Origin of the sequence: Carnobacterium sp. (assembly GCF_049673005.1) — a bacterium.
Lineage (GTDB): Bacteria > Bacillota > Bacilli > Lactobacillales > Carnobacteriaceae > Carnobacterium_A.
On sequence record NZ_JBATXB010000111.1, the window covers coordinates 86,269 to 111,466 of the forward strand.

Consider the following 25,198-nt stretch of genomic DNA (forward strand, 5'->3'; position numbering starts at 1 on the left):
ACCTCTGTTATTCTTTGTGTTCAGCTTCATCTTCAGCCAACTCAATCATTTCTTCGGCTTCTTCTGAATTTAATATGCCTTCTTCTACTTCATCGTTTAGCTCTATTTCAGTTGAAAAATCTTGTTGATTTTCAACTGTTTCAATTACTTCTGTTAAAGAGCTTTCTTGTTCCGTACTGATTGTGTCTTCAATTGCAGAAACAAACTCTTCAGTACGTTCTAAACCAGCTTCTTCTTCAGCAATAAGTGAACTTTGTACATCTGATTCTGATTTAATATCAATTTTAAAACCAGTTAATTTAGCTGCTAAACGCGCATTTTGTCCTCGCTTACCAATTGCAAGAGATAATTGATAATCAGGTACAACAACCCTACAACTGCCTTCTCTTTCGTTAAATGTTACATTAATAACTTGTGCGGGATTTAATGCATTCGCTATAAATGTTGCAGGATCTGTACTCCATTCAACAATATCCATGTTTTCGCCTTTTAACTCATTAACAATTGCTTGTACACGCTGGCCTTTAGGACCAACACAAGTACCAACTGGATCAATATTTTCTTCTCTCGACATAACAGCTACTTTTGCTCTATCTCCCGCTTCACGTGCAATCGATTTTATTTCTACAATACCATCATAAATTTCTGGAACTTCTTGTTCAAACAAACGTTTCAGTAAATCTGGGTGACTACGACTAACAAAAATTTGAGGTCCTTTAGAAGTGTTCTCAACTTTTGTTACATAAACTTTTATACGGTCATGTGGTTTATAAACTTCATTCGGTATTTGTTCTTGCTTAGACAGTACGGCTTCAATTTTACCAAGATTTACATAGATATATCGGTGATCTTGTCGTTCAACAATCCCTTGCATAATATCATTCTCATAAGTAATAAATTCGTTATAGATAATGTTACGCTCTGCTTCTCGAACACGTTGCATGATAACTTGTTTAGCAGTTTGTGCTGCAATTCTACCAAAGTCTTTAGGAGTTGTTTTAAAACGAATGGAATCTCCTAATTCATAAGCACTGTTAATATCTAGCGCATCTTGTAAACTTACCTCAAGACGTGAATCAAAAACAACATCAACAACTTCTTTTACAGCGTAAACATGGATGTCGCCTTTCTTCATATCAAATTCAACTTCTACGTTTTGCGCTTGACCGTAATTTTTTTTATATGCAGAAACTAAAGCAGCTTCCAGAGCATCAATTACGATTTCTTTTGCAATGCCTTTTTCTTGCTCTAAAGTATCAAGGGCATTTAGCATTTCTTTGCTCATTTCAATTTCTCTCCTGTCCACTAACCATTTAATTTAAAATTTAATTGCTAATCTAGCTTTTGCAATTTTTTTACGATCAAACTCGATATCTTTTACTCGAGTTTTAATACGTACTGATAAAATCAATGTTTCTTCTGAAACTTGCTTTAATGTTCCTTCGTAAATTTTTTCACCATCAAGAGCTTCATACAACGAAATATGAATATATTCCCCAACAGCTTGAATATAATCTTCTTCTTTCTTTAATGGTCTTTCAGCTCCCGGCGAAGATACTTCTAAGAAATAAGCTTGCGGTATTGGATCAGGATTCATTGCGTCCATTGTTTCACTCACTTTTTCACTAATAAAAGCACAATCTTCCAAAGTAATACCTTCTGGCTTATCAATATATATTCTTAAAAACCAATTTTTACCTTCTCTAACAAATTCTACATCAACAAGTTCAAATTCAAAACTGTTTACTATGGGTTGGACAATATCATTAACCGTTTCAACCACACTTGTCATCTATACCGCCTCCTTTTAGATACATATACCTGACTGCCGAAAAAGAGTGAGCGTCGCCGCTCACTCTCTACCAAGATATCTAAATACAGTTAAATAATAACACAAATCCCTAAGCATAGCAACAAAACCAATGTTAATCATCATTTTAAATTTTCGACTTAAGGAGGATCACGTATTATCTATAACCCAATATCTATTCTTTACTATTTCATTTAAAATAAATCAAATAGCGATAGTTGATTTTCGTCTGGCATTCCTTTTAAAACACCATTTTCATTCATGTATTCAATAACCGTTTTTGAAACTTTTCCACGCTTGCTTAGATCTTCCTTAGATAAGAACGGTTTATCTAATCGTGCTTCTACTATTTGGTTAGCCACATTGGTACCTAAACTAGGAACCGTTCTAAATGGAGCTATTAAAGAATTACCTTCTATTACGAAATTTTTTGCATCTGATTTATCTAAATCAATCATTTTAAAAGTCAATCCACGCTCGACCATTTCATTAGCTAGCTCTAAAACAGTTAGTACATTTTTTTCTTTAGTCGAAGCATCTAACCCTTTATCGGTTATTTCTTTCATTTTAACTTTGATACTTTCTTTGCCTTGACACATTGCAACTAGCTCGAAGTCTGTTGCACGTACAGAGAAATAAGCAGCATAATACAAAATAGGGAAATGAACCTTGTAATAAGCGACACGAAGAGCCATTAACACATAAGCAGCAGCATGAGCTTTCGGGAACATATACTTAATTTTTAAACATGAGTTAATATACCATTCTGGAACCTTTTCAGCTCTCATCTCTTTTTGCCAATCATCGGGGATTCCTTTTCCTTTACGAACAGATTCCATAATATTGAACGCTAGCCCGTCCTCAACCCCATTATGCATTAAATAAACCATGATATCATCACGACAACCTATAACTTCAGATAACGGGATATCATTTTCGCGTATCAATTCTTCCGCATTTCCTAACCATACATCTGTACCATGAGAAAGCCCAGAAATTTGAAGTAATTCTGCAAAAGTTGTTGGTTTCGTTTGCTCTAACATCCCTCTTACAAAACGAGTTCCAAATTCAGGAATGCCTAGTGTTCCAGTTTTAGATTGAATTTGATCGGATGTAACACCAAGCACATCTGTTCCGCCAAAAATTTTCATTACTTCTGGATCATCCGTTGGAATCGTCAAAGGATCAATTCCTGACAAGTCTTGTAGCATCCTAATGACTGTTGGATCATCATGACCTAGAATATCTAATTTCAAGACATTGTCATGAATAGAATGGAAATCAAAATGAGTCGTCTTCCATTCAGAATCTTGTGCATCAGCTGGAAATTGAATAGGCGTGAAATCATAAACATCCATATAATCTGGGATTACAATAATTCCTCCTGGATGTTGTCCTGTTGTACGCTTAACACCCGTTGAACCTTTGGCTAGACGATCAATTTCTGCAGCTCGCAAACTCAAGTTTTGATCACGTTCATATGCTTTCACGTAACCAAATGCTGTGCGATCAGCTACTGTGCCAATTGTACCTGCACGAAAGACATATTCATCTCCAAAAAGAACCTTCGTATAGTCATGTGCTTTTGATTGATAGTCTCCAGAAAAATTCAAATCAATATCTGGAACTTTATCTCCATTAAAACCTAAAAATGTTTCAAATGGGATATCATGACCATCTTTATGCAGCCTAATGTGGCAATTTGGACAAGTTTCTTCTGGTAAATCATAGCCAGATCCAACTGAACCATCTGTAAAGAATTTAGAATATTTACATTTTGGACAACGATAATGTGGTGGCATTGGATTAACTTCAGTGATACCAGTCATTGTCGCGACAAAACTAGACCCAACCGATCCACGTGAACCAACTAAGTACCCTTCAGAGATACTTTTATGAACTAATTTTTGTGAAATTAAATAGATAACAGAAAAGCCATTTCCGATAATACTTGTCAATTCCTTCTCTAGTCTTTTTTCAATTATTTCTGGTAGAGGACTTCCGTATAGACGGTGTGCTTCATCATAGCTTAACTTCCGAATCTCTTCTTCTGATCCTTCTATTTTTGGTGTATACAACTCCGTTTTTACAGGTGTCATTTCATCGACAGATTCTGCTATCTTTTGAGTGTTTGCTACTACAATTTTATAGGCTGTTTCCTTACCCAGGAATGAAAAAGCAGCTAACATATCGTCTGTGGTCCTAAAATGAACTTTTGGTAATTCACTTCTATTTAGAGGATTCGCTCCACCCTGTGAGTTAATTAATATTTTACGATAAATATAATCTTCAGGATTTAAATAGTGAACATTACCAGTTGCAACGACAGGCTTATCTAACTCTTCTCCTATTTGGATCATATTACGGATGATTTCTTCTAAATCTTGTTCAGAATTAACTAACTCTTGTTCAAGTAAAGGTGCATAAACTTCTTTTGGCATAACTTCTAAGAAATCATAAAATTTAGCCTTATTTTTTGCCTCTTCGACACCCTTTTGCATCATTGCTTCAAATACTTCTCCCTGGTTACAAGCAGACCCTATGATTATTCCTTCTCTTAGTTTAATTAGTTCAGATCGAGGAATTCTAGCAGTCCTGAAAAAATACTGTGTCATTGATAAAGATACTAATTTAAAAAGATTTTTCAACCCTTTTTGAGTTGTAGCAATGAGTGTACAATGAAAAGGTCGAGCACGCTTATAAGAATCTCCTTCTCCAATTCGATCATTTAGTTGATTGTGGTTTGTGATTTCATGATCTTCTTGTGCTTCTTTTAAAAATAGCCAACATAAGTAGCCTGTAGATTCAGCATCATAAATAGCTCTATGATGCTGTTCTAAAGCTACACCATATTTTTTTGCCAAGGTATTTAGTCGATGACTTTTTAGTTGGGGGTGAAGAAATCTGGACAACTCTAACGTATCGATGACTGGATTTACATTTTCTGCTAGACCTTGCCTAGCATTGCTCGTGTTTAAAAAACCCATATCAAAACTAGCATTATGAGCAACAAGAATATGTTCGCCTGCAAATTCTTCAAAAAGAGAAAGGACCTCTTTTTCTGTTTTTGAACCTCTAACCATTTCATCAGTAATACCTGTTAGGTTAATTGTCGTTTGTGACAATGGATGACCCGGATCAATAAAGTATTCAAATTTTTCAATTATATTCCCTTTATACATTTTAACAGCCGACAACTCTATTATCTTGTTGTAAACTGCAGACAATCCTGTAGTTTCTACGTCAAAAACGACATAGGTGGCTTCAGCTAATTCTATATCACTCGGATGGTAAGCGATTGGTATACCATCATCAACAATATTAGCCTCTATTCCATACAATATTTTCACACCATATTTTTGTCCAGCTTGATAGGCATCTGGAAATGATTGTGCACCAGCATGGTCTGTAATGGCAATAGCTGGGTGGCCCCACTTAGCTGCTTGAGCAACTAAATCAGTTATATTATTTGTTGCATCCATTTGACTCATATTGCTGTGTAAATGCATTTCTACACGCTTTTTGCCTTCTGGAGCGTTATCCTTGCGTTCTTCATGAAAACTTTCTGAGATATCTTGCGCATTTAGAACCAAATCACGCATAAAATTATCTTCTTGAACGCTTCCACGTGCTTTTACCCACATCCCTTTTTTTATGGCTGCAAAAGCTGCCTCATCTTCAGGTGTGTTGGAGAACTTTTTAACAGTGAAAGAGGACGTATAATCCGTTATCTTAACAATCAATAGTTGTCTCTCTGAACGTAGAACACGAATTTCCACATCAAATACATACCCTTCGATCGTAACTCTTCTTTCTTCTTCAATGATTTGATCCATTTGTTTTATTTCTTCTTTATCCGCAATCTTTCGACCTAAAACAATTGGACCTTTGGCACTATTCTCAATGCCTTTTTCTTTATTGTATTTTTTTTCATCTTCCGCTTTCTTTAAGTTTTCACCTGCTCTAATGCTTAATAACTCATCTGCTTCTTCTTTTTTTGCTTTAAATTCTGTAATTTTTTTATTGTAGCTCTCTTCATCGATAATGGGTTCTATTTTAAAAGACGGAAACCCTAAACTTTGGTAAGCCATTTCAACAGGTGGTAGATATTGATTAGTTAAATGACCTTTTACCACTTCATTCTCTACTAAAAAAAGAATCTTCTTGCCACTTAATAAAGGAAGCTGCTCTTGAAAAGCACGATTGCATATAGGAGAAGAAACGCCACTTCTTTTGACAGCTATGGACCAGTATTGTTCAAGTTTTTCTATCGTTATTTTAGGATTCAGTACTTCAATCGTTATTTTAACAGTCGCAATAGAGCTAAAGGTCAATTGAAGCTTTTCAGTAAATACTTGGTAAACTTCAAAAGGTAACACATCTTCAAATTTCAAATTAAAATGCCATGTTTTCGATAATTTATGAACGATAACTTTTTTCACCTCACCTTTTTCAAAATAAGGTTGGTATTCTACTGCGTTTTCTAATCCTATTTGCTCTAGTAATTTTTGGAATAATTCTTCTGGATTTAAACTCACGAACGACTGACTCCTTTCAATTACTCATACTTATTCTAAATAAAATAGCAAAGGAAGCACAGACAAGTAAAAATTGTACTTGTATCGGCTCCCTTTGTATTTTTGACCTTTAATTATTTTCAGGATTCAGTAATATCTCCATCGTTGAAATCATTTCGTCTTTTCTGACTTCAATCGTTTCTCCTGTTTTACGGATTTTAATTTCCACTATGTTTTCAGCAGCTTTTTTACCTACTGTTATACGGATAGGTAATCCTATTAAATCAGAGTCAGCAAACTTCACTCCAACTCGTTCTGAACGGTCATCTAATAATACCGAAAATCCAGCTTTTTGCAGTGAACCATATAATTCTTCGGCTAGAGTTACTTGGTCATCTGACTTCATGTTGACTGGTACTAAATGAAGTTCATAAGGGGCTAATTGTCTAGGCCAAATTAAACCTTTATCATCACTTTTTTGTTCAGCAATTGCTGAAAGTAGTCGGCTAACTCCAATACCATAACAACCCATAACAACTGGGATTGAACGCCCATTTTTATCTAATACCGTTGCTCCCATTGACTCACTATAACGAGTCCCTAGTTTAAAGATGTGTCCGATTTCTATTCCTTTTGAAAACTTTAATACTCCCTGCCCATCCGGAGATAATTCTCCCTCTTTGACAAATCGTAAATCTACAAAAGTTTCGATAGAAGCATCACGCAAAGGATTCACATTCATAAAATGATAACCCTCTTCATTTGCTCCAGCAACTGCATTTACCATGTCTTGTACATATAAATCACCTAAAACACGAATGTCTTTTTTTACATTTACAGGACCAACAGAACCAAAATTTACTCCTAAGAATTGAATGGCTTCTTCATCTGTTGCCATTTCTAAGAAATCAACATTCAAAAAGTTTTTAAGTTTTACATCATTCACTTCGTGGTCACCACGAACAACTGCTAGCACGGGTTCTCCATCTGCTATAAACAATAAACTTTTCATAACTTCACTTACATCAACACTTAAAAATGTCGCAACTTCTTCAACGGTCTTACAATTAGGTGTTGCTATTTTTTCTAGTTCTTTCTCAATTTTGCTAGTCTTTTTATGCATATAAAAACTGGTTGCCATTTCTAAGTTAGCTGAGTAATTACTTGAATCAGAGTAAGCAATAATATCTTCACCTGCATCTGAGATAGCTGTAAATTCTTTTGAGTCACTTCCACCCATTGCTCCCGCATCACCAATGATATTTCTAAAGTCTAACCCACAACGATTAAAAATATTGGTATAAGCTTCTTCAAAATCTATAAAGGTTTTATCTAAACTTTCGTAGCTATCATGGAATGAATAAGCATCTTTCATTAAAAATTCACGACTTCTTAACAAACCAGAACGCGGTCTTTTTTCATCGCGATATTTAGTTTGAATTTGATACAAAGATAGAGGAAGGCGTTTATAAGAATTGATTTCATCTTTAATTAAAACAGTAAAAGCTTCTTCATGTGTTGGCCCTAATAAATAATCCCTACCATGACGATCCGTTAATTTCATTAAATCTTCTCCATATGTTTCATAACGCCCTGATTCTTCCCAAAGCTCACGTGGCAATAGAGAAGGCATCAACATTTCAACTGCATCAATTTTTTCGAACTCTTCACGAATAATTGTTTTTATTTTTTCTAAGACTTTATTAGCTAAAGGAAGATAACTGTATACTCCACTAGATATTTGTCTAATATACCCTGCTCTTAGCAGTAATTGATGACTCAATACTTCAGCATCATTTGGGGTTTCTCGTAAGGTTGGCACGAATAATTTCGATTGTCTCATGACTATTTATCTCCTTTAGTAGTTAAATATAGTACTTATGTTTTTAATAAACATTACTTCAAAAAATAAGTTTGGATATCATTCCATGTAACTAAAACCATTAATAAAACCAGTAATCCTACTCCAATTAAAGTAATGATTCCTTCTTTTTCTTGACTTAGGGGTTTGCCTCTAATTCCTTCAACAGCATTTAATAAGAGTTTTCCACCATCTAAAGCTGGAACGGGCAATAAGTTAATAATCCCTAAATTGATACTTAACACACCCATCCAGTTTAATACACCGATAAAGCCTGTTTTAACGACAGCTTCTGTCGTTGCATATATCGCTACCGGTCCACCAAACATATCGATAGAAAATCCTTTTGTGAAAATAGAACCTAGTGCCGTTAGTATTTGAATAACGACTGCCCATGTATAGGTAAAGCCAAATAATAATTTAGCGGTAAAAGAAGTATCAACAGGTGCTTGTACCCCTATCATACCAATTTCAGACCCGTCATTTGCTTTACTAACTTCAGGAATAACCTCTACTTCTTTTTCAGAACCATCTTTTGATTGGATTTTAAAATTCAATGGTTGGTTCGGATTTTTTTGGATAACTTCAACGACCTCTTTCCAGCTAGTCATTTCTTTATTGTCGATTGCACTAATTTTGTCTCCTTGTAACAAACCCGCTTCATAAGCTGGTTTTCCTTCTACAACCGCTCCTAATTTGTTTTCATCACTTACTACTCCGCCTTGTAGAAAGGCCATTATAGTGAATGTAATAACGGCTAAAATGATATTATTCATAGGGCCTGCGAAGTTAGTCATCATTCTTTGCGGCAGGCTAGCTGCCTGGAATTGCACATCAAGTGGGGCAATTTGAACTTCTGTCCCGTCTTCTTCGATTAAAAGAGCATCCCGGTTTACCGTATATCGTACCAATTGAGTATCGCTACCAGCAAGGTAGCCTTCAATATATAAATCTTTTTCTAAATCGATTGCGCTAACTTGAATTGGTACTACATCAAGTAATTGTTTTTTCTTATACGTATTGATAGTAGTAATTTCATCCTTTTCATCTAACAAGATGCCTACTGACATACCAGGCTTAATTTCTGTTTCTTCCTCATACCCAGCCATCCTAACGTAACCACCAATTGGTAAAATACGTATAGTAAATGTAGTTTCATTTTTACGATAAGAAAAAATTTTTGGTCCAAAACCAATGGCAAATTCTCTAACTAATATTCCTGCTTTTTTTGCAAAATAGTAATGTCCAAATTCATGGAAGATAACTAATACACTAAAAACAAGAATGAAGGTAATTATTGTAGTGAACATTCTATCTCTCCTTTAAATCCAACTCAAAACTTTTTTCCTCGTATCCTTATCAACTTCCAGAAGGATAGAAAGATCTGGTTTCTGTATTTCTTTTTCTTCGTAAACAGCTTTGTAAACCAGTTTTTCAATATCTAAAAAAGATAGTTTCCCATTGATAAATGCATTTACGGCTATTTCATTAGCGGCATTCATAACAGTTGGAGCTGTTCCGCCTATTCTTCCAGTATCGAAAGCTAACTGTAACAGCGGAAAACGTTCAAAATTCATTTCTTCAAAATGCAATTTCCCAATAGAGACTAAATCGAAATAATTAGGATTTTTTATCGCCATACGTTCAGGAAATCCTAATGCATACTGAATAGGTTCTCTCATATCATTAGCACCTAATTGAGCTTTAATAGTTCCATCAATGAACTGGACTAAAGAATGTACAATGCTTTCGCGATGTAAAAGAATCTTTATTTTATCATAGTCCATATTAAATAACCACCTAGCTTCTATAACCTCTAAACCCTTATTCATCATAGATGCTGAATCAACCGTTATTTTTTTACCCATTGCCCAATTTGGATGATTTAATGCATCCGAAACACTTACATGAGTTAATTCTGATCTTGAATAATCTCTAAAACTTCCACCCGATGCTGTAATTAACAGCTGACTTACGTGTTCTAGTTTTTCGCCTTGTAAACACTGAAATATTGCAGAGTGTTCGCTATCTAAAGGGAAAATTTTCACATTTTTTCTTTCTGCTAAACTCATAACTAACTCACCGGCCATAACCAGTGTTTCTTTGTTGGCAAGCGCCACTTCTTTCCCTGCATCTATCGCTGCGAGTGTTGGACGCAACCCAACACTGCCCATTAGTGCAGTTATGACTGTATCTACTTCCTCTAAAACAACTAGTTCAGATAACCCTTCTACTTCGTATGTAAATTGAATCGCAGGGTAATCTAACTTCAATTTCCGGGCCATTTCCAGAGATTTAACAGCTACTAACTTTGGTTTTAGTTGTTCAATTAATTCTCGTCCTCTTACTTCATTCTCATAAAAAGAAAAGGCAACTATTTTAAATAAGTTCGGGTATGATTGCACAACTTGGACCGTACTCGTACCAACTGAACCAGTTGCGCCTAATAAGCAAATCTTTTTCATGATAGCAGAGCAATTATCTTAAAACAATAATTACTTTTTCACTTCCTTCCATGAATTAGGCTAATGTCAGTAAGTACAATACTGGCATTGCAAATAAAATACTATCAAAACGATCTAGAATCCCTCCATGACCCGGTAGGATTCTCCCAGAATCTTTAACTTGATAATGACGTTTTAAAGCTGATTCAACTAAGTCTCCTAATTGGCCAGATACAGATATTAAGATAGCTAAGAGCACTGTCATACCAAATGAAAAATCTAATGGATAAATAAAGAAATAAATGGTAGAGACAGCTAATGCACAAAAAATACCCCCTAGGGATCCTTCAATCGTTTTATTGGGACTGATATGTGGTGCAAGTTTATTCTTCCCAAATTTACGTCCTACTAAGTAGGCTCCTATATCCGTCGCCCAAACAATAAATAAAGCTAATAAAAGAAGTCTTAAACCTTCAAAACGAATAAGAAGGAAATATTTAAATCCATAACCGATGTAAATAGACCCTAATATTGCCATTGCTGCGTCGTCAAAATTAAATTTGTTTTTTGAAAACACTGTTGATACTAATAACAATAAGCTACAAATATAAAAAAGCATAGTTGATGAATAAACTGTTCCAACTATCTCTTGATCAAAAGGAATCACTATTAATAATAGAGCTATACTAGCTATTAATCCTTCTATAGATAATAATGACTGTCCTCTCATTCTAAATAACTCAAATAGAGCAATTAAACCTAAAACAGCTACAGCAGTCGTTAAAACAACTGAACCTACATATACAATCGGGACAAAAACGATTAAAGAAAGTAGGGCTGTAATGACTCTTTGTTTCACTAATTTTCCTCCTAAATATTATAATGCACCGAAACGTCTGTGCCTCTTTTGATAAACACCAATTGCATTTTCTAGTGATTTTTCATTAAAGTCTGGCCATAACTCATTTGTGAAATAAAACTCACTATAAGCATTCTGCCAAAGAAGAAAATTACTCATTCTTTCTTCTCCACTTGTTCTAATTAAATAATCAACCTCTTGATATGCACCTAAAGAAGCAGTCATTAATTGGGATTCAAAAATAGTTTCATCTATTTCATCTATTTCTAAACTATTATCTTTTACTAATTGCGCTATATTCTTAGTAGCCTCAAGTATTTCACTTCGACTACCATAATTCAATGCAAAATTTAATATCATACCTGTGTTACTTTTTGTCTCTTCAACAGCTTCCATAACAGCTTTTCTAGTATGTGATGGCAATCCTTCTGTAAAACCAATAACTTGAACTTTTATGTTTTCCTTTTTTAAATCAGGTACAAATGTATCAAAGAAATCTACTGGTAATTGCATCAAGAAAGTCACTTCAGGATCAGGACGTTTCCAGTTCTCAGTAGAAAAAGCATATAAAGTCAGAACTTTAACACCTAGTTGACTCGATCTTTTAGTTACTTTTTTTACGGTATTCATGCCTTCTTTGTGTCCTGCAATTCTAGGCAAAAATCTCCTCTGCGCCCATCGCCCATTCCCGTCCATTATGATTGCAATATGAGAAGGAATTTTTTCTTTTTCATCAAATATATTTAACTCTTCTTTTATTTCTTCTTTATAATTCTTTTTTTTAAAAAAATTTATCATTTGAATTTCTCCAATCCATTCACTGACTTATACCATTGTATCAAAATCTTCTATAAATGCCTATAATAAATGAACATCTTAAGAGATTCCTAGAGATTCTCTTTTAAAAAAGAATCCTTAGATTTATATGTAAACAATTTCTACTTGATTCTTATAAAACCGTAACATTATTCGTTTATAAAAAATAATGGTATACTTTTTCTAAGGTAGAAATAGAGAGTATAACTAACTGAAAGGATGATTAAGATGAATAAGTTAATCAAACGTATGATTGTTAGCTTTTTAGTCTCTTACGTAGCAGCAAGAGTAACTAGCTTTTTCTTAAAAGAAGATAAAACTGAAGCAGCTAATAAATAAGAACAAAGTAGAAAACACCTCACAGACCTACAACAAGGTCGATGAGGTGTTTTCATTTTCAATCCTATCAATTAAACGTCTAATAGTTCCTTTTCTTTTTCAGAAGCTATGGCGTCAATATTTTTTATACTTCCATCTGTTAATTTCTGAATATCTTCTTCATAAGAATGAACATCGTCAGAAGTTAACTCATTATTTTTCTCAGCTTTTTTCAATTCATCAATTGCTTCACGTCTAATATTCCGAACAGTAATTTTTGAATTTTCAGCTTCTTTACCAACTTTTTTGGCTAACTCTTTACGTCTATCTTCTGTCAATTGAGGAATAACTAGACGAATAACATTCCCATCATTGTTAGGATTGATACCTATATCACTCTGCATAAGTGCTTTTTCGATATCTTTAAGTGCAGTTTTATCAAACGGAGTAATCATCAATACGCGAGCTTCAGGTATTGAAATTTGTGCAATTTGATTTAACGGTGTTGGAGCACCGTAATAAATTATTTGAACACGATCTAACAAAGCTGCATTCGCACGTCCTGCTCGGATACTCCCTAACTCTCTTTGGAAAGCTTGCTCCGCTTTAGTCATCTTTTCTTTTGTTTCTTTTAATAATTCTGTACTCATTATTTTTTCCCCCTGACAGTAGTCCCAATAGTTTCTCCTAAAACAACGCGCTTTATATTTCCAGGTTCATTAAGGTTAAAAACAACTAACGGTATATCGTTATCCATACTTAACGAACTTGCAGTAGTGTCCATTACTTGAAGACCCTTATTAATAATATCTAAGTGAGTTAACTCTTCGTACTTTATAGCTGAACTATCTATTTTTGGATCTGCTGAATAAACACCATCAACATTGTTCTTAGCCATTAATATAACATCAGCACCAATTTCAGCTGCACGTAACGCTGCTGTAGTATCTGTAGAAAAATAAGGATTTCCGGTACCACCAGCAAAAATAACTACGCGGCCTTTTTCTAGGTGTCTTTCTGCTTTACGACGAATGTAAGGTTCGGCAATTTGTCGCATTTCAATTGAGGTTTGAACTCTCGTTGGAACTCCAACATTTTCTAGACAATCTTGCAACGCCAATGCATTCATGACGGTAGCTAACATTCCCATGTAGTCAGCTTGGGCTCTTTCCATTCCCATTTCTGAACCGACTTGTCCGCGCCAAATATTTCCGCCACCAACAACAATGGCTATTTCAATTCCTAGTTCTTTCACTTCTTTTATTTCTTTGCATATATTATTAATAACTGGCGGTTGAATACCAAATCCTGTATCTCCAGCTAATGCTTCTCCACTTACTTTTAAAATAATACGTTTGTATTTCGGTTCAATCATTGTTTTCCCTCCATTGACTCTTACACACTTTGTCTAGTTTACCATATTTTATAAAAAACTTCATTTATAATCTATATAAATAACGAATTATTTTTAATCTCAAAGCATTTTAATACCTTAAATATGTAAAAAAAAGAGCACAATTAAACTGTGCCCTCCTTAATTTATTATTTATTTACTTGATTCATTACTTCTTCTGCAAAGTTTTCTTCGCGTTTTTGGATACCTTCTCCAACTTCAAAACGAACAAATGATTTAACTGTAGCGCCCTTAGAGGCAACATATTTACCTACAGTCATATCTGGATCTTTAACAAAAGGTTGGTCTACTAAGCAGATTTCAGCTAAGTATTTATTCAAACGTCCAACAATCATTTTTTCAACAATATTAGCAGGTTTGCCTTCATTTAAAGCTTGTTCCGTTAAGACTTTAGTTTCATGGTCAATTTCTTCTTGAGAAACTTGATCACGAGAAACATATTTAGGATTAATTGCAGCAATATGCATTGCGATATCGCGTGCTAAATCTTCGTCGTTTGAACCTTCTAAAACAGCTAAAACTGCGATACGTCCACCCATATGTGTATAAGCACCAAATACGTCTCCGTCAGTTTTTTCAACACGTGAGAAACGACGCAACTCAATTTTTTCACCAATTTTAGTTGTTCCTGAAAGAATTTCAGTTTCAATTGTTCCGTTACCTGCTTTTAATGATTGAGCTTCTTCAACAGTTGCAGGATTTCCTTCAGCAATTGCTTCAGTAACATCTTTAACTAATTTTTGGAATTGCTCATTTTTTGAAACAAAATCTGTTTCAGAGTTGATTTCAGTAATTGAACCTACGTTTCCATTAACAAATACTCCTGCTAGTCCTTCAGCAGCGATGCGGTCAGCTTTTTTAGCTGCTTTTGCCATCCCTGTTTCTCTTAAATAGTCAACTGCTGCATCGATATCCCCATCAACAGCTACTAAAGCTTTTTTTGAATCCATCATGCCTACGCCTGTCATATCGCGTAATTCTTTAACTAACTTAGCCGTTACTTGTGCCATTTTACTATTCCTCCTAATAATTTCTAATTCTTTATAAAAATAGCTGTCCCAGCTATAGTTGAAATGATGCCGCTTCGTTTAAAGTCGCTTCTCACTTCTCCCTTTGCTCGAGACAGCTGTTAGTCATTTAATTATTCAGCGTTTTTACCTTCAACTACTTCAACAATTTCTTCGATTGATGCAGTTTCAGCAGCTACAGGTGCCTCAGCTGTAAAAGTTTCTTCAACAACTTCGTCTTCTCCTTGATTTCCTTCGATCATAGCATCAGCCATTTTTGAAGTAATCAATTTAACAGCGCGAATTGCGTCATCATTTGATGGGATAATTACATCAATCTCATCAGGATCACAGTTTGTATCAACCATTGCCACGATAGGAATGTTTAATTTGTGAGCTTCTTGAATTGCAATGCGTTCTTTGCGTGGGTCAACAACAAACATAACGTCTGGAATTCTAGGCATATCTTCGATTCCGCCTAAGAATTTTTCTAAACGATCACGTTGTTTTAGTAAGATCCCAACTTCTTTTTTAGGAAGAACTTCAAAAGTTCCGTCTGCTTCCATTTTGTTAATTTCTTTTAAGCGTTTAATACGTTTTTGGATTGTATCCCAGTTAGTTAATGTTCCACCTAACCAACGGTGATTTACGTAGAATTGTCCTGAACGGATTGCTTCTTCTTTAATTGCTTCTTGTGCTTGTTTTTTTGTACCTACAAATAAAGCGATTCCGCCATTTTCAGATACTTCTTTCATATACGTATATGCAGCATCAGCTAACTTAACTGTTTTTTGTAAGTCGATGATGTAGATACCGTTTCTTTCTGTAAAGATAAAACGTTTCATCTTTGGGTTCCAACGACGTGTCTGGTGACCAAAGTGTACGCCTGCTTCAAGCAATTGTTTCATTGAGATTACTGCCATGATTTGTTTCCTCCATTGGTTTTATTTTTTCCTCCCCCAAGTTCAACTGTAAGGAGACTTGATTGCTCAAGCACCGTCCTTTACATCCGCTGGGGTGTGAAATTAGTTGGTGTTTCAACACCGCTTATTATTATAAGGCTTATTACGAAATAAATCAAGTAGAAATTCATTAATAGTTACTCTTATTATGGTTTAACATAGGCTGCTCCTGCATGTTGTTGTTCGATAATTTCTAAAATACCAGAAGAAACAATTCTTATGTTTGAATTTAATTGTTCTTTTTTTCATATTGTGACTTTTCATAGAGTTATCACAAGCAACAAATAGTATAGTAGAAAACAGATACGTTTCAATTATTTTTGTCACTTCGGGTTCTAAATACCCTTTTATAGCTGAATCATTTACTACGACTTCTATTTCAAAATCTATCTGTTCTTTATTTAAATTCCCGGTATTTCTCAATGCAGTTGACCATTTTTCTTTTTCACTAATATGGATAATCACCTTATTAATTACCGATACTTAAAATTTCGCGAATATCTGCTTCTGTCAGTTGGTTTATTGATTGTTGCTCTTTTCCTTCTGAAGTAATAACTTGATCAAATAACGCTTTTTTCTCTTGTTGCATTGAATTTATTTTCTCTTCAATTGTTCCTTCAGCAATTAAACGCCACACTTCGACAACTTTCTTTTGACCTAATCGATGAGCACGGCCCGCTGCTTGTTCTTCAACCGCAGGGTTCCACCATAAATCGTATAAGATAACGGTATCAGCACCTGTTAGATTTAATCCTGTTCCACCAGCTTTTAGAGAGATAAGGAATATTTCTTTTTCACCATCATTAAAGCGATTGACCATTTCCAGTCGATCCTTTGGTTTCGTTTGTCCACTTAGATAAAAAGTATCTATCCCTTCCTCAGCCAGTTCACGCTCTATGATTGATAACATAGAAGTAAACTGAGAAAAAATTAGTACGCGTTTTTTGCTTTCTTTTGCTGTTTCTAGTAATTCTTTTAATTGTTCAAGCTTTCCTGACTCACCTTCATAATCATCAAGGAATAATCGCGGATCACAACAAATTTGACGCAGTCTAGTTAATCCTGATAGTATCTCAATTCGATTCTTTTTAAAATCATCACCGGACATTTTTTGTACACTCTCTTGTATCCTTTGTAGGTAAGCAAGATAGACTGTTTTTTGTTCTTTTGTCATTGAACTATAAAGATTTGTTTCAATCTTATCCGGCAACTCCTTCAAAACATCTTTTTTAAGTCTTCTTAAAACGAATGGACGAATCATTTTAGAAACTTGCTCATAAGGTAATGTTTTGAATTGTTTAATGGTTGGGAAAAACCCGGGCATGATTAACTGGAAAATAGCCCATAATTCTTCTATTTTATTTTCGATTGGGGTTCCACTTAATGCAAATCGTTTTTTTATATTCAACCCTCTAAGTGCTTGGGCTGTCTTGGTATGATAATTTTTCACCATTTGTGATTCATCTAATACTAATAAACTAAATTCTTGTTTCTTGTAGATATCCGCATCCTGTCTAAAACTTGGATAGGAAGTAATCAAAACTTGATTACTCTTTACAGTTTGAATAATATCCATTCTTTCCTCAGCTGTACCTGCAACAACAAAATTATCAATAGATGGAGCGAACTTTATTAACTCGTGATTCCAATTGTAAATTAAAGAAGCGGGAGCAACGATTAGAAAGGGACTATTTTCTTTTTTCTCTTCAATTTCAGATAGAATATACGTGATTACTTGAATAGTCTTTCCAAGTCCCATGTCATCTGCAAGAATACCACCAAACCCATATTTCGATAACATCTTCAGCCATTTGAATCCAACAACTTGATAAGGTCTCAAATCTGCATTAAGACTTTTTGGCAAATCTGCTTCGAATTGTTCTGGAAAATTCAGATCTTCAATTAAGTTTTGAAATTTCCTAGACAATGTTTGCTTATTCTTTTCCTCTAAACCAAATTTTTCTTGTAACTCTAATCCACGATAACTAGGTAGACTTATTTTACCATTTTGAAAACTTTTCGATACCCGTAACTCAGTAAGAACATCACTAATTTGTCTGAATTTTTCAGTTTCTAAATCAATTAATGTCCCATTATCTAGTTTATGAAAAGATTTCTTTTCGCTTAAGCTTTTTAATACACTGTCAATCTCTTCTGGAGTAATGCCACCAATATCAAATCGAATATCTAATAATGAGCCATCTTTTTGAACATCAATATTTGTTTCTGGATCAATTTGATCTAAAAACATACTATCTAACAAATCATCCACATAAACAGTAGCATCTAATTCTAGCGTCGGAATTTCTTTAGTAAATAAAGTATAAAAATCATCATCTCTTACCATTCGCTTTGCATAAGTCGTCGTTGTACGGTGATAGTCAAATTCTTTTAAACGATTCAATACATTCATTTCTTGCTGACTGTCGCGTATAATTTGTACGCCTGGATCTGGCAAATGATTTTCTTCAACATTTGTCGATAGAACTAGCTGTTTGTAATTGAATTCAACTGTCGCATGTACTGTGTCTTTATCATATTTAAAGTAAATTATTGTCTTTAAAGGTTCTTGAATAAATGAATTTTTCAATTCTTCATCGATACTTACTTCTCCTATTTTAGTTAGCAACGGCATAACATATGCTGTAAAATCAGGCATGTTTTGAGGGTTTATTTCGATATCATTCCCATCATATCGTTCAAGAAAGTAACCTAATGGTTGGCTAGCACGTATTTGTTCTTTAGATGGTTGGAAAATAACATTAGAAGAGATGAACCATTGGTATTCCTCTAAATAGGCATCTATTAAATTCAAAATATCTAATGTAATAGATTCATTTTTTTGAAATAATTCGAATGAGATAGGCATTTGATTTTCAATAAATATTACTTTTTTATATTTCTCTTTCCCATTAACGAATTGAAGGTTGCCACTATCTTGTAGCATTTGCAGTGTAATTTCAGCTAATATAGGCGTTATTATTAAAAATCTTTTGTTATTTGTTAAAAGAACAGGTTCTTTTTGATTACCAACCATTAATTGATTGGAGTAGAATTGTTTCTGAAGAAAATCCATAATTTCTTGGTCCTCTTCAGATAAATGAACCTGTTTAAAATCAAGAGTTTGATTTGATTTTAGTTCAAAAACACTCTGTGACATATAGCTTTCAAAAAAAGCAGGCAAGTCTTTTACAATGTATAATTTTTCAACTCCTACGCGAATACTTAGAGCTAAAACTTCAGTTTTTGTGCGAACAAGAGCCGTACTCATGGGTTTTATTTCAATCTTGTATTCTAGTTCTAACACTCGTTCTTTTCCTGAGACAGAAAGTGATTCTCTATGCTCGTTCAAGAAAATACGCGTAAAGGATTCAGTCAATTCATGGCCCGGACTAGGCGAATCCGTTGCAACTTCTTTAGCATTTTCTTTTGTCATAATACGACTAATCCCTCTATCTCGCAGTTCTAATTCTACAGCAACTGTATGTTTACAATAACCGTGTTCTTTCCAATAAAGACACTCACAGAAATCTTCTTCTTTAGTTGTACCATCTAATTCAATTCGATATCTTTGGTCTCCAACAACTTCAGCGTTCCATATTTTCGTTTCAAAGTTTGAATTAACTGAAAGAACTCGTTTATCAGCAACATATTTTCTTCCTTGATCGATAATTCTTTCCGGAATACTCCATTTCATTCAACGTTCCCCTACTTTCATACGTTTTAAAAGTTTTCATCTCGAATTTTTCTATCTCTTCATTGTACGCCATTATCAAACAAAAAGAAAACTATTTCATTTTAGAATAAAAGAAGTTCAATTAACTATAGTCTCTTTAACTCAATTATTTTTATTCATATCACTTATTATTAGTTTCTTTTGAAAAAGCTTGCTAAAACAGATTATCTCATACATAATTATATCATTATTATGTAACTTTAGTTTATTTATTATGAAAGGTTGAGGTCTATTGTTTTTCAGAACATTACGAGACTTTGTTGGTTTATTATTGCTACTCTTAAACGGCAAAGCACACTATCAGAATAAAGGGAAATTACCTACTGAAGAATCGTTTATATTAGTAGCTCCCCATCGAACTTGGATTGATCCCGTTTATCTTGCATTGGCTGCAAAACCACATGAGTTTTCATTCATGGCAAAAAAAGAATTGTTTAAAAATCCTCTTTTAGCTTGGGTCATTCGACGTTGCAATGCTTTTCCAGTTGATCGCAATAATCCAGGACCTAGCGCTATAAAAATTCCAGTGAAAATTTTAAAAGAAGGGAATTTGAATTTAGTTATTTTCCCAACTGGAACTAGGCACTCCTCTGAATTAAAAGGAGGAGCAGCAACTATCGCCAAACTGAGTGGTGTCCCAATAATACCAGCTGTTTATCAAGGACCGCTAACTTTAATAGATCTCTTAAAGAGAAAAAGAGTAACAGTGCGCTTTGGTGACCCCATCTACATTGATAAGAGCACAAAACTAACAAAAGATAGACTAAAGGAAATTGAATTAGAAATCCAGCAATCTTTTGATCAGTTAGACCATGAGATTGATCCAACTTACGTTTATAAAATTACTCCTTAATAATAAAAACGGCTCTTTTATTTTAAAAAGAGCCGTTTTTTATTATATAGTGTTTTACTTTTTTGAATTTCCAGCGTTTTATATAAACTCTCTTTAGACTAATAGCCTAACACGTTTTTCTATTTCCTTTTTTTATCATAACCTAATAAATTAATCGAGTTTCCTTCTCAAATTATTGAAAAATAATAACAGTGGCTACTATCTTCCTACCTTTTTTATCTTCCCAAGATTTTATTGTATCAACTCTTCTATTTTAGGAATCCTAGTTGAGCTTCTTCATTAAAAATTAATCTTCCAAAAAATGTCTACTTTTTTCTTTTAATTTTTTATTAATGTTCATTTGAGTATTGATAACCAACTCTTTCTTCTAAAATTACACAAAAAAATGCAAACAGATATAACCTGTTCGCATGATTTGAAAGATAAGTATAAGTTAAATTATTATCTTATTTTTTCTTGTTTTGTTTTTCTGATTGAACTTTCATAGACGCCATCATTTGTCTAATTTTCTTTTCAGATGGTTTTTGTCCCATTTGCATCATTAACATACGTAAGGTGTCTTCATTAATAGGCGGATTGTTCTTGAAGTAATCCATCATATATTTTTTTGCTATGAAAAACCCTCCAACTAAACCGGCAATTAGTGCAACAACTATTAAAACAATTGCTAAACCTGTATTCATTTGTATTCACTCCTTTCAAACTTTCTCACTGCCTAATTGTACTAGAGTTTTGTTCAAAAATAAATAGGCAAACTGATTTCAAAAAAAAAACTATGTAAATTGACGAAAAATCAATTTACATAGTCGCAAATTAAATTTTATTTTTTATAACTTGTTGTATTTTTCAACAATGTTTTCTACTGTAAATCCGTATTCTTTAATTACTTTATCGCCAGGTGCACTTGCACCATATTTATCGATTGCAACCATTGCTCCATCTAACCCTACGTAACGTTCCCATCCAAAACTTGAACCCATCTCAATAGAAACGCGTTTGCGAACTGCATTAGGTAGAACAGACTCTTTGTATAGTGCATCTTGCTTCTCAAATAAATCGAAACTTGGCATAGAAACGACAGAAACGTCTTTCCCTGCTGATTTAAGAGCTTTCTGTGCCTCTATTGCTAATGCAACTTCAGACCCAGTTGCGATTAAAATACCTTCTGGAGTCTCTCCATCCTGTGGTGAAATAACATAAGCACCTTTCATTACAAAGTCTTGTGCTAAGTCCTTTGTTTTAGGCAGCACTGGTAAATTTTGACGTGACAATACTAACATCGTTGGATGATCTGTTGAATTCATAGCAATTTTCCATGCTGCAACCACTTCGTTGCCATCAGCAGGACGTAATACAGTTAAGTTAGACATACTACGTAGGCTAGAAAGATGTTCAACAGGCTCATGTGTTGGTCCGTCTTCCCCAACAGCAACTGAGTCATGTGTAAAGACGTACGTTACAGGTAGTTTAGAAATTGCTGCCAAACGAACTGCCGCTCTTAGGTAATCTGTGAAAACAAAGAATGTTCCTACGTATGTTTTAGATCCACCATGCAAGGCAATACCGTTTGCTGCAGCTGTCATAGCAAATTCACGTACACCGTACCAAATATTTCTTCCTTCATATTGTCCAGGTTGAAAATCTTTTTCTCCTGCTACCATTGTGTTATTCGAAGAAGATAAATCTGCAGAGCCACCCCAGAAGGCAGGAACTGTTTTAGAAATAGCTGTTAACACTTGGCTACTAGTAACACGTGAAGCTAAAGCAGAATCTCTTTCCGCAAAGCTAGGTAACTGGCTATCCCATTCTTTTGGAAGTTCATTGTTCATCGCTTGTTCAAATTGTTCTGCTAATTCTGGATATGCAGTCTGGTAATCATTAAATAATACTTGCCATTCTTTTTCTGAATGCGCACCTTTATCAACCATACATTCTTCAAAACGTTGACTTACTTCTTTTGGAACGAAAAAGTCTTTACCTTCCCAACCATAAGCTTTCTTAGCTGATTGGATGCCTTCAGCACCCAACGGAGCACCGTGCACTTTATGAGTCCCCTCATTTGGAGCACCAAAACCAATAACCGTCTTCACTTCGATAATAGTTGGTTTTGTTGTTTCAGATTTAGCAGCTTCAATTGCTGCGTTAATCTCTTCAATATCATTGCCATCTTTTACTAAAATATGTTGCCATTTATAAGCTTCAAAACGTTGTCCAACGTTTTCAGTAAATGCTTTTGATGTTGGTCCGTCTAAAGAAATATCGTTTGAGTCATAGAGCATGATTAGCTTCCCAAGTTCTAAATGACCAGCTAAACTAGCCGCTTCAGATGAAACCCCTTCCATTAAATCGCCATCACCACATAAAGCATAGGTATAGTGATTTACTATATTCATGTTTTCTTTGTTATATGTTGCTGCTAGATGAGCTTCTGCCATTGCCATACCTACTGCATTTGCGATTCCTTGGCCTAATGGACCTGTTGTAGCTTCTACACCGTCTGTGAAATGCACTTCTGGATGTCCAGGAGTTTTACTATTCCATTGGCGGAAATTTTTCAAATCTTCAATTGAAACATCATAGCCTGCTAAATGCAATAAGCTATAAAGCATGATTGATCCGTGTCCAGCAGAAAGGACGAAACGATCACGATCCACCCATTTCGAATTTTTAGGGTTCACTTTTAAGTGTTTTGTCCAAAGTGTATAAGCCATTGGAGCTGCTCCCATTGGTAATCCAGGGTGCCCAGAGTTGGCTTTTTGAACCCCATCCATACTAAGTGTTCTTATCGTATTAATCGCTAACTGGTCAGTGTTGTCAAACAATTAAATCATCCTCTCAATTGTGTTAACTCTATTTTACTGTTTTTTAGCTTTTAAATCAACGGTTGAAAGCTATATAGGTAAAATAAGTATTTTTATACTCTTTATCTTAACGGTCATGAAGACCTTTTTCTTTTTGGATTTTCTTTAATTTTTCTGGTGTTACATCATTTCCTTTTTCATCAACAACCTTTAATCCCTCAATGTGGTTACGCATACCTCCTCTAAAAGCAGCTAAATAGGCTTCTCTTAATTTTTTTTGCTCTGCCTGTTCAGTAATAGTTAGACCCTCATTTTTAGATTTTTTTGCTAAGGCATTGATTCTTGCAATTCTTTCTTTAGATATCATTTTATACACCTCTTAATTCTTATTATTTAAATACTATACCAAAAATATTTCGCCAATGCATTAAAATCGTTTTAAATGCTAGCGAACATTTGTTTGATTCAATGGTAAATTTATGTTATTCTTTATAAGAAATAATAAAAGAATTGAGGTGCATCTATTTATGCGTAAAACACCAGAATCAAGACAAATTGAGGTCTTGCAATACATTCATGATCAAGTAAAATTAAAAGGTTACCCACCAACCGTACGTGAAATTGGAACAGCTGTTTCACTATCTTCTACTTCAACTGTACACGGTCATTTGTCGCGACTTGAGAAGAACGGGTTTATACAAAGAGACCCTAGCAAACCACGAGCGATTGAATTAACTTCAAAAGGATTAACAAAATTAGGGATTCAACTTGAACAGATACCTTTGTTAGGAACAGTCGCGGCAGGTGAACCTATTTTAGCTGTCGAAGAAGCCTCTGATTATTTTCCGCTTCCTCCTAATTTAAGACAAGAAAGCGATACTCTATTTATGTTGACAATACGTGGCGAAAGCATGATTAATGCTGGAATTTTTGATGGAGATGAAGTAATTGTTCGCAAACAATCTAGCGCAAACAACGGAGATATCGTTATCGCTCTAACGAATGAAGATGAAGCAACTTGTAAAAGATTTTACCGTGAGGACAATTATTATCGTCTTCAACCAGAAAATGATTCTATGAATGATATTCTATTAGATGAAGTAACAATCCTTGGTAAAGTAGTCAGTTTATACCGCAGTCATATTTTTTAATTTTTATAACAGTAATTCAAAAAAAGCACGTCTTTAGATTTATGGAGAAACCATAAATAAAAGACGTGCTTTTTTTAATCGTTAAATTTATTAAGTCTTGAAACTATAATATAACAAGTACCTTTAATATTCCATTAATGCTAGAATATCATAACCTTCAATTTTATTACGACCTTTTAGCTCACTTAACTCTACTAAAAAGGCTGTTCCAACTACTTCTCCGCCTAATTGTTCAATCAACTTAATAGTCGCTGCAATCGTGCCTCCTGTTGCCAACAAATCATCACAAACTAGCACCTTTTGACCTGGTTTAATAGCATCTTTATGGATTTGTAAGACGTCATTTCCGTATTCTAAGCCATAACTAACTTCTACTGTTTCACGCGGCAATTTCCCTTTTTTTCGAGCGGGAGCAAACCCAATACCTAACTCATAAGCTACTGGACAACCAACAATAAAACCGCGTGCTTCCGGTCCTACGATCATATCTACACCTTTATCTTTTGCATATTTACTAATTTCATTTGTAGCGTATCGATAAGCTTCACCATCTGCCATTAAGGGAGAAATGTCACGAAAAATAATTCCTTTTTCTGGAAAATCAGGTACATCTGCTATATATTTTTTTAAATCCATTAAAATTTACCTC

The 25,198-nt window shown here is 34.4% G+C and carries 20 protein-coding genes; 2 read left to right on the plus strand and 18 right to left on the minus strand.

Annotated features, from left to right (window positions below; genetic code table 11):
• Window positions 1-7: 7 nt before the first annotated feature.
• From nusA to WBF61_RS08520, 14 genes are all read right to left on the minus strand, one after another.
• Window positions 8-1,285 carry a transcription termination factor NusA gene (nusA, locus tag WBF61_RS08455; RefSeq protein WP_424255621.1) on the minus strand — a complete coding sequence of 426 codons (1,278 nt, stop codon included), beginning with the start codon at window positions 1,283-1,285 and terminating at the stop codon, window positions 8-10.
• A gap of 33 nt (window positions 1,286-1,318) precedes the next feature.
• The gene (rimP, locus tag WBF61_RS08460) at window positions 1,319-1,792 is read right to left on the minus strand and encodes a ribosome maturation factor RimP (RefSeq protein ID WP_424255622.1); all 474 of its coding nucleotides are present in this window, start codon (window positions 1,790-1,792) and stop codon (window positions 1,319-1,321) included.
• A 212-nt stretch (window positions 1,793-2,004) separates the two neighbouring features.
• A complete protein-coding gene (locus tag WBF61_RS08465) occupies window positions 2,005-6,348 on the minus strand; it encodes a PolC-type DNA polymerase III (protein ID WP_424255623.1) in 4,344 nt (1,447 codons plus the stop codon).
• A 109-nt stretch (window positions 6,349-6,457) separates the two neighbouring features.
• The gene (locus tag WBF61_RS08470; RefSeq protein ID WP_424255625.1) at window positions 6,458-8,170 is read right to left on the minus strand and encodes a proline--tRNA ligase; all 1,713 of its coding nucleotides are present in this window, start codon (window positions 8,168-8,170) and stop codon (window positions 6,458-6,460) included.
• Between the two features lie 53 nt (window positions 8,171-8,223).
• Window positions 8,224-9,498, minus strand: a complete 1,275-nt coding sequence (gene rseP, locus WBF61_RS08475; protein ID WP_424255627.1) for an RIP metalloprotease RseP — start codon at window positions 9,496-9,498, stop codon at window positions 8,224-8,226.
• 12 nt (window positions 9,499-9,510) lie between these two features.
• Window positions 9,511-10,653, minus strand: a complete 1,143-nt coding sequence (gene dxr / locus WBF61_RS08480; RefSeq protein ID WP_424255628.1) for a 1-deoxy-D-xylulose-5-phosphate reductoisomerase — start codon at window positions 10,651-10,653, stop codon at window positions 9,511-9,513.
• 55 nt (window positions 10,654-10,708) lie between these two features.
• Window positions 10,709-11,491, minus strand: a complete 783-nt coding sequence (locus WBF61_RS08485) for a phosphatidate cytidylyltransferase (RefSeq protein ID WP_424255630.1) — start codon at window positions 11,489-11,491, stop codon at window positions 10,709-10,711.
• A gap of 18 nt (window positions 11,492-11,509) precedes the next feature.
• The gene (locus WBF61_RS08490; RefSeq protein WP_424255632.1) at window positions 11,510-12,289 is read right to left on the minus strand and encodes an isoprenyl transferase; all 780 of its coding nucleotides are present in this window, start codon (window positions 12,287-12,289) and stop codon (window positions 11,510-11,512) included.
• Between the two features lie 428 nt (window positions 12,290-12,717).
• Complete coding sequence (gene frr / locus WBF61_RS08495; protein ID WP_424255634.1) at window positions 12,718-13,275, minus strand: ribosome recycling factor; 558 nt, start codon at window positions 13,273-13,275, stop codon at window positions 12,718-12,720.
• Window positions 13,275-14,000, minus strand: coding sequence for a UMP kinase (gene pyrH, locus WBF61_RS08500; RefSeq protein ID WP_424255636.1), 726 nt, complete (start codon window positions 13,998-14,000; stop codon window positions 13,275-13,277). Before pyrH ends, frr begins: the two co-directional genes overlap by 1 nt.
• Window positions 14,001-14,167: 167 nt before the next feature.
• Window positions 14,168-15,049: a translation elongation factor Ts gene (gene tsf / locus WBF61_RS08505; protein WP_424255638.1), complete on the minus strand. Its 882-nt coding sequence runs from the start codon at window positions 15,047-15,049 to the stop codon at window positions 14,168-14,170.
• 131 nt (window positions 15,050-15,180) lie between these two features.
• Window positions 15,181-15,969 carry a 30S ribosomal protein S2 gene (gene rpsB / locus WBF61_RS08510; RefSeq protein ID WP_424255639.1) on the minus strand — a complete coding sequence of 263 codons (789 nt, stop codon included), beginning with the start codon at window positions 15,967-15,969 and terminating at the stop codon, window positions 15,181-15,183.
• A 192-nt stretch (window positions 15,970-16,161) separates the two neighbouring features.
• Complete coding sequence (locus WBF61_RS08515) at window positions 16,162-16,473, minus strand: hypothetical protein (RefSeq protein WP_424255641.1); 312 nt, start codon at window positions 16,471-16,473, stop codon at window positions 16,162-16,164.
• Window positions 16,474-16,477: 4 nt separating this feature from the next.
• Window positions 16,478-19,705, minus strand: coding sequence for an SNF2 helicase associated domain-containing protein (locus WBF61_RS08520; RefSeq protein WP_424255643.1), 3,228 nt, complete (start codon window positions 19,703-19,705; stop codon window positions 16,478-16,480).
• A gap of 271 nt (window positions 19,706-19,976) precedes the next feature.
• Here WBF61_RS08520 and WBF61_RS08525 point away from each other — a divergent pair, with 271 nt between their 5' ends.
• Entirely contained in the window at window positions 19,977-20,597 is a 621-nt protein-coding gene (locus WBF61_RS08525) for a lysophospholipid acyltransferase family protein (protein ID WP_424255645.1), read from the plus strand.
• A gap of 446 nt (window positions 20,598-21,043) precedes the next feature.
• Here WBF61_RS08525 and WBF61_RS08530 read toward each other — a convergent pair whose 3' ends face one another.
• The 3 genes from WBF61_RS08530 to WBF61_RS08540 form a co-directional block, all read right to left on the minus strand.
• Entirely contained in the window at window positions 21,044-21,280 is a 237-nt protein-coding gene (locus WBF61_RS08530; RefSeq protein WP_424255647.1) for a YneF family protein, read from the minus strand.
• A 144-nt stretch (window positions 21,281-21,424) separates the two neighbouring features.
• Entirely contained in the window at window positions 21,425-23,419 is a 1,995-nt protein-coding gene (tkt, locus tag WBF61_RS08535; protein WP_424255649.1) for a transketolase, read from the minus strand.
• Window positions 23,420-23,525: 106 nt separating this feature from the next.
• Window positions 23,526-23,765 carry a DUF896 family protein gene (locus WBF61_RS08540; protein WP_424255651.1) on the minus strand — a complete coding sequence of 80 codons (240 nt, stop codon included), beginning with the start codon at window positions 23,763-23,765 and terminating at the stop codon, window positions 23,526-23,528.
• A gap of 160 nt (window positions 23,766-23,925) precedes the next feature.
• Here WBF61_RS08540 and lexA point away from each other — a divergent pair, with 160 nt between their 5' ends.
• Window positions 23,926-24,549, plus strand: coding sequence for a transcriptional repressor LexA (gene lexA / locus WBF61_RS08545; RefSeq protein ID WP_424255653.1), 624 nt, complete (start codon window positions 23,926-23,928; stop codon window positions 24,547-24,549).
• 123 nt (window positions 24,550-24,672) lie between these two features.
• On the opposite strand, the gene WBF61_RS08550 is transcribed toward lexA, so the two are convergent.
• Window positions 24,673-25,185, minus strand: a complete 513-nt coding sequence (locus WBF61_RS08550; protein WP_424255655.1) for an adenine phosphoribosyltransferase — start codon at window positions 25,183-25,185, stop codon at window positions 24,673-24,675.
• Window positions 25,186-25,198 lie beyond the last annotated feature (13 nt).

Excerpts from the sequence above, each read along its gene's own strand:
- rimP (WP_424255622.1), bottom strand. The coding sequence starts at position 1,792 with ATGACAAGTGTGGTTGAAACGGTTAATGATATTGTCCAACCCATAGTA.
- WBF61_RS08530 (WP_424255647.1), bottom strand. The coding sequence starts at position 21,280 with ATGAATACAGGTTTAGCAATTGTTTTAATAGTTGTTGCACTAATTGCC.
- rseP (WP_424255627.1), bottom strand. The coding sequence starts at position 9,498 with ATGTTCACTACAATAATTACCTTCATTCTTGTTTTTAGTGTATTAGTT.
- WBF61_RS08550 (WP_424255655.1), bottom strand. The coding sequence starts at position 25,185 with ATGGATTTAAAAAAATATATAGCAGATGTACCTGATTTTCCAGAAAAA.
- tsf (WP_424255638.1), bottom strand. The coding sequence starts at position 15,049 with ATGGCACAAGTAACGGCTAAGTTAGTTAAAGAATTACGCGATATGACA.
- frr (WP_424255634.1), bottom strand. The coding sequence starts at position 13,275 with ATGAGTACAGAATTATTAAAAGAAACAAAAGAAAAGATGACTAAAGCG.
- WBF61_RS08490 (WP_424255632.1), bottom strand. The coding sequence starts at position 12,289 with ATGATAAATTTTTTTAAAAAAAAGAATTATAAAGAAGAAATAAAAGAA.
- WBF61_RS08470 (WP_424255625.1), bottom strand. The coding sequence starts at position 8,170 with ATGAGACAATCGAAATTATTCGTGCCAACCTTACGAGAAACCCCAAAT.
- WBF61_RS08540 (WP_424255651.1), bottom strand. The coding sequence starts at position 23,765 with ATGATATCTAAAGAAAGAATTGCAAGAATCAATGCCTTAGCAAAAAAA.
- lexA (WP_424255653.1), top strand. The coding sequence starts at position 23,926 with ATGCGTAAAACACCAGAATCAAGACAAATTGAGGTCTTGCAATACATT.
- rpsB (WP_424255639.1), bottom strand. The coding sequence starts at position 15,969 with ATGGCAGTAATCTCAATGAAACAATTGCTTGAAGCAGGCGTACACTTT.
- WBF61_RS08520 (WP_424255643.1), bottom strand. The coding sequence starts at position 19,705 with ATGAAATGGAGTATTCCGGAAAGAATTATCGATCAAGGAAGAAAATAT.
- nusA (WP_424255621.1), bottom strand. The coding sequence starts at position 1,285 with ATGAGCAAAGAAATGCTAAATGCCCTTGATACTTTAGAGCAAGAAAAA.
- pyrH (WP_424255636.1), bottom strand. The coding sequence starts at position 14,000 with ATGATTGAACCGAAATACAAACGTATTATTTTAAAAGTAAGTGGAGAA.
- dxr (WP_424255628.1), bottom strand. The coding sequence starts at position 10,653 with ATGAAAAAGATTTGCTTATTAGGCGCAACTGGTTCAGTTGGTACGAGT.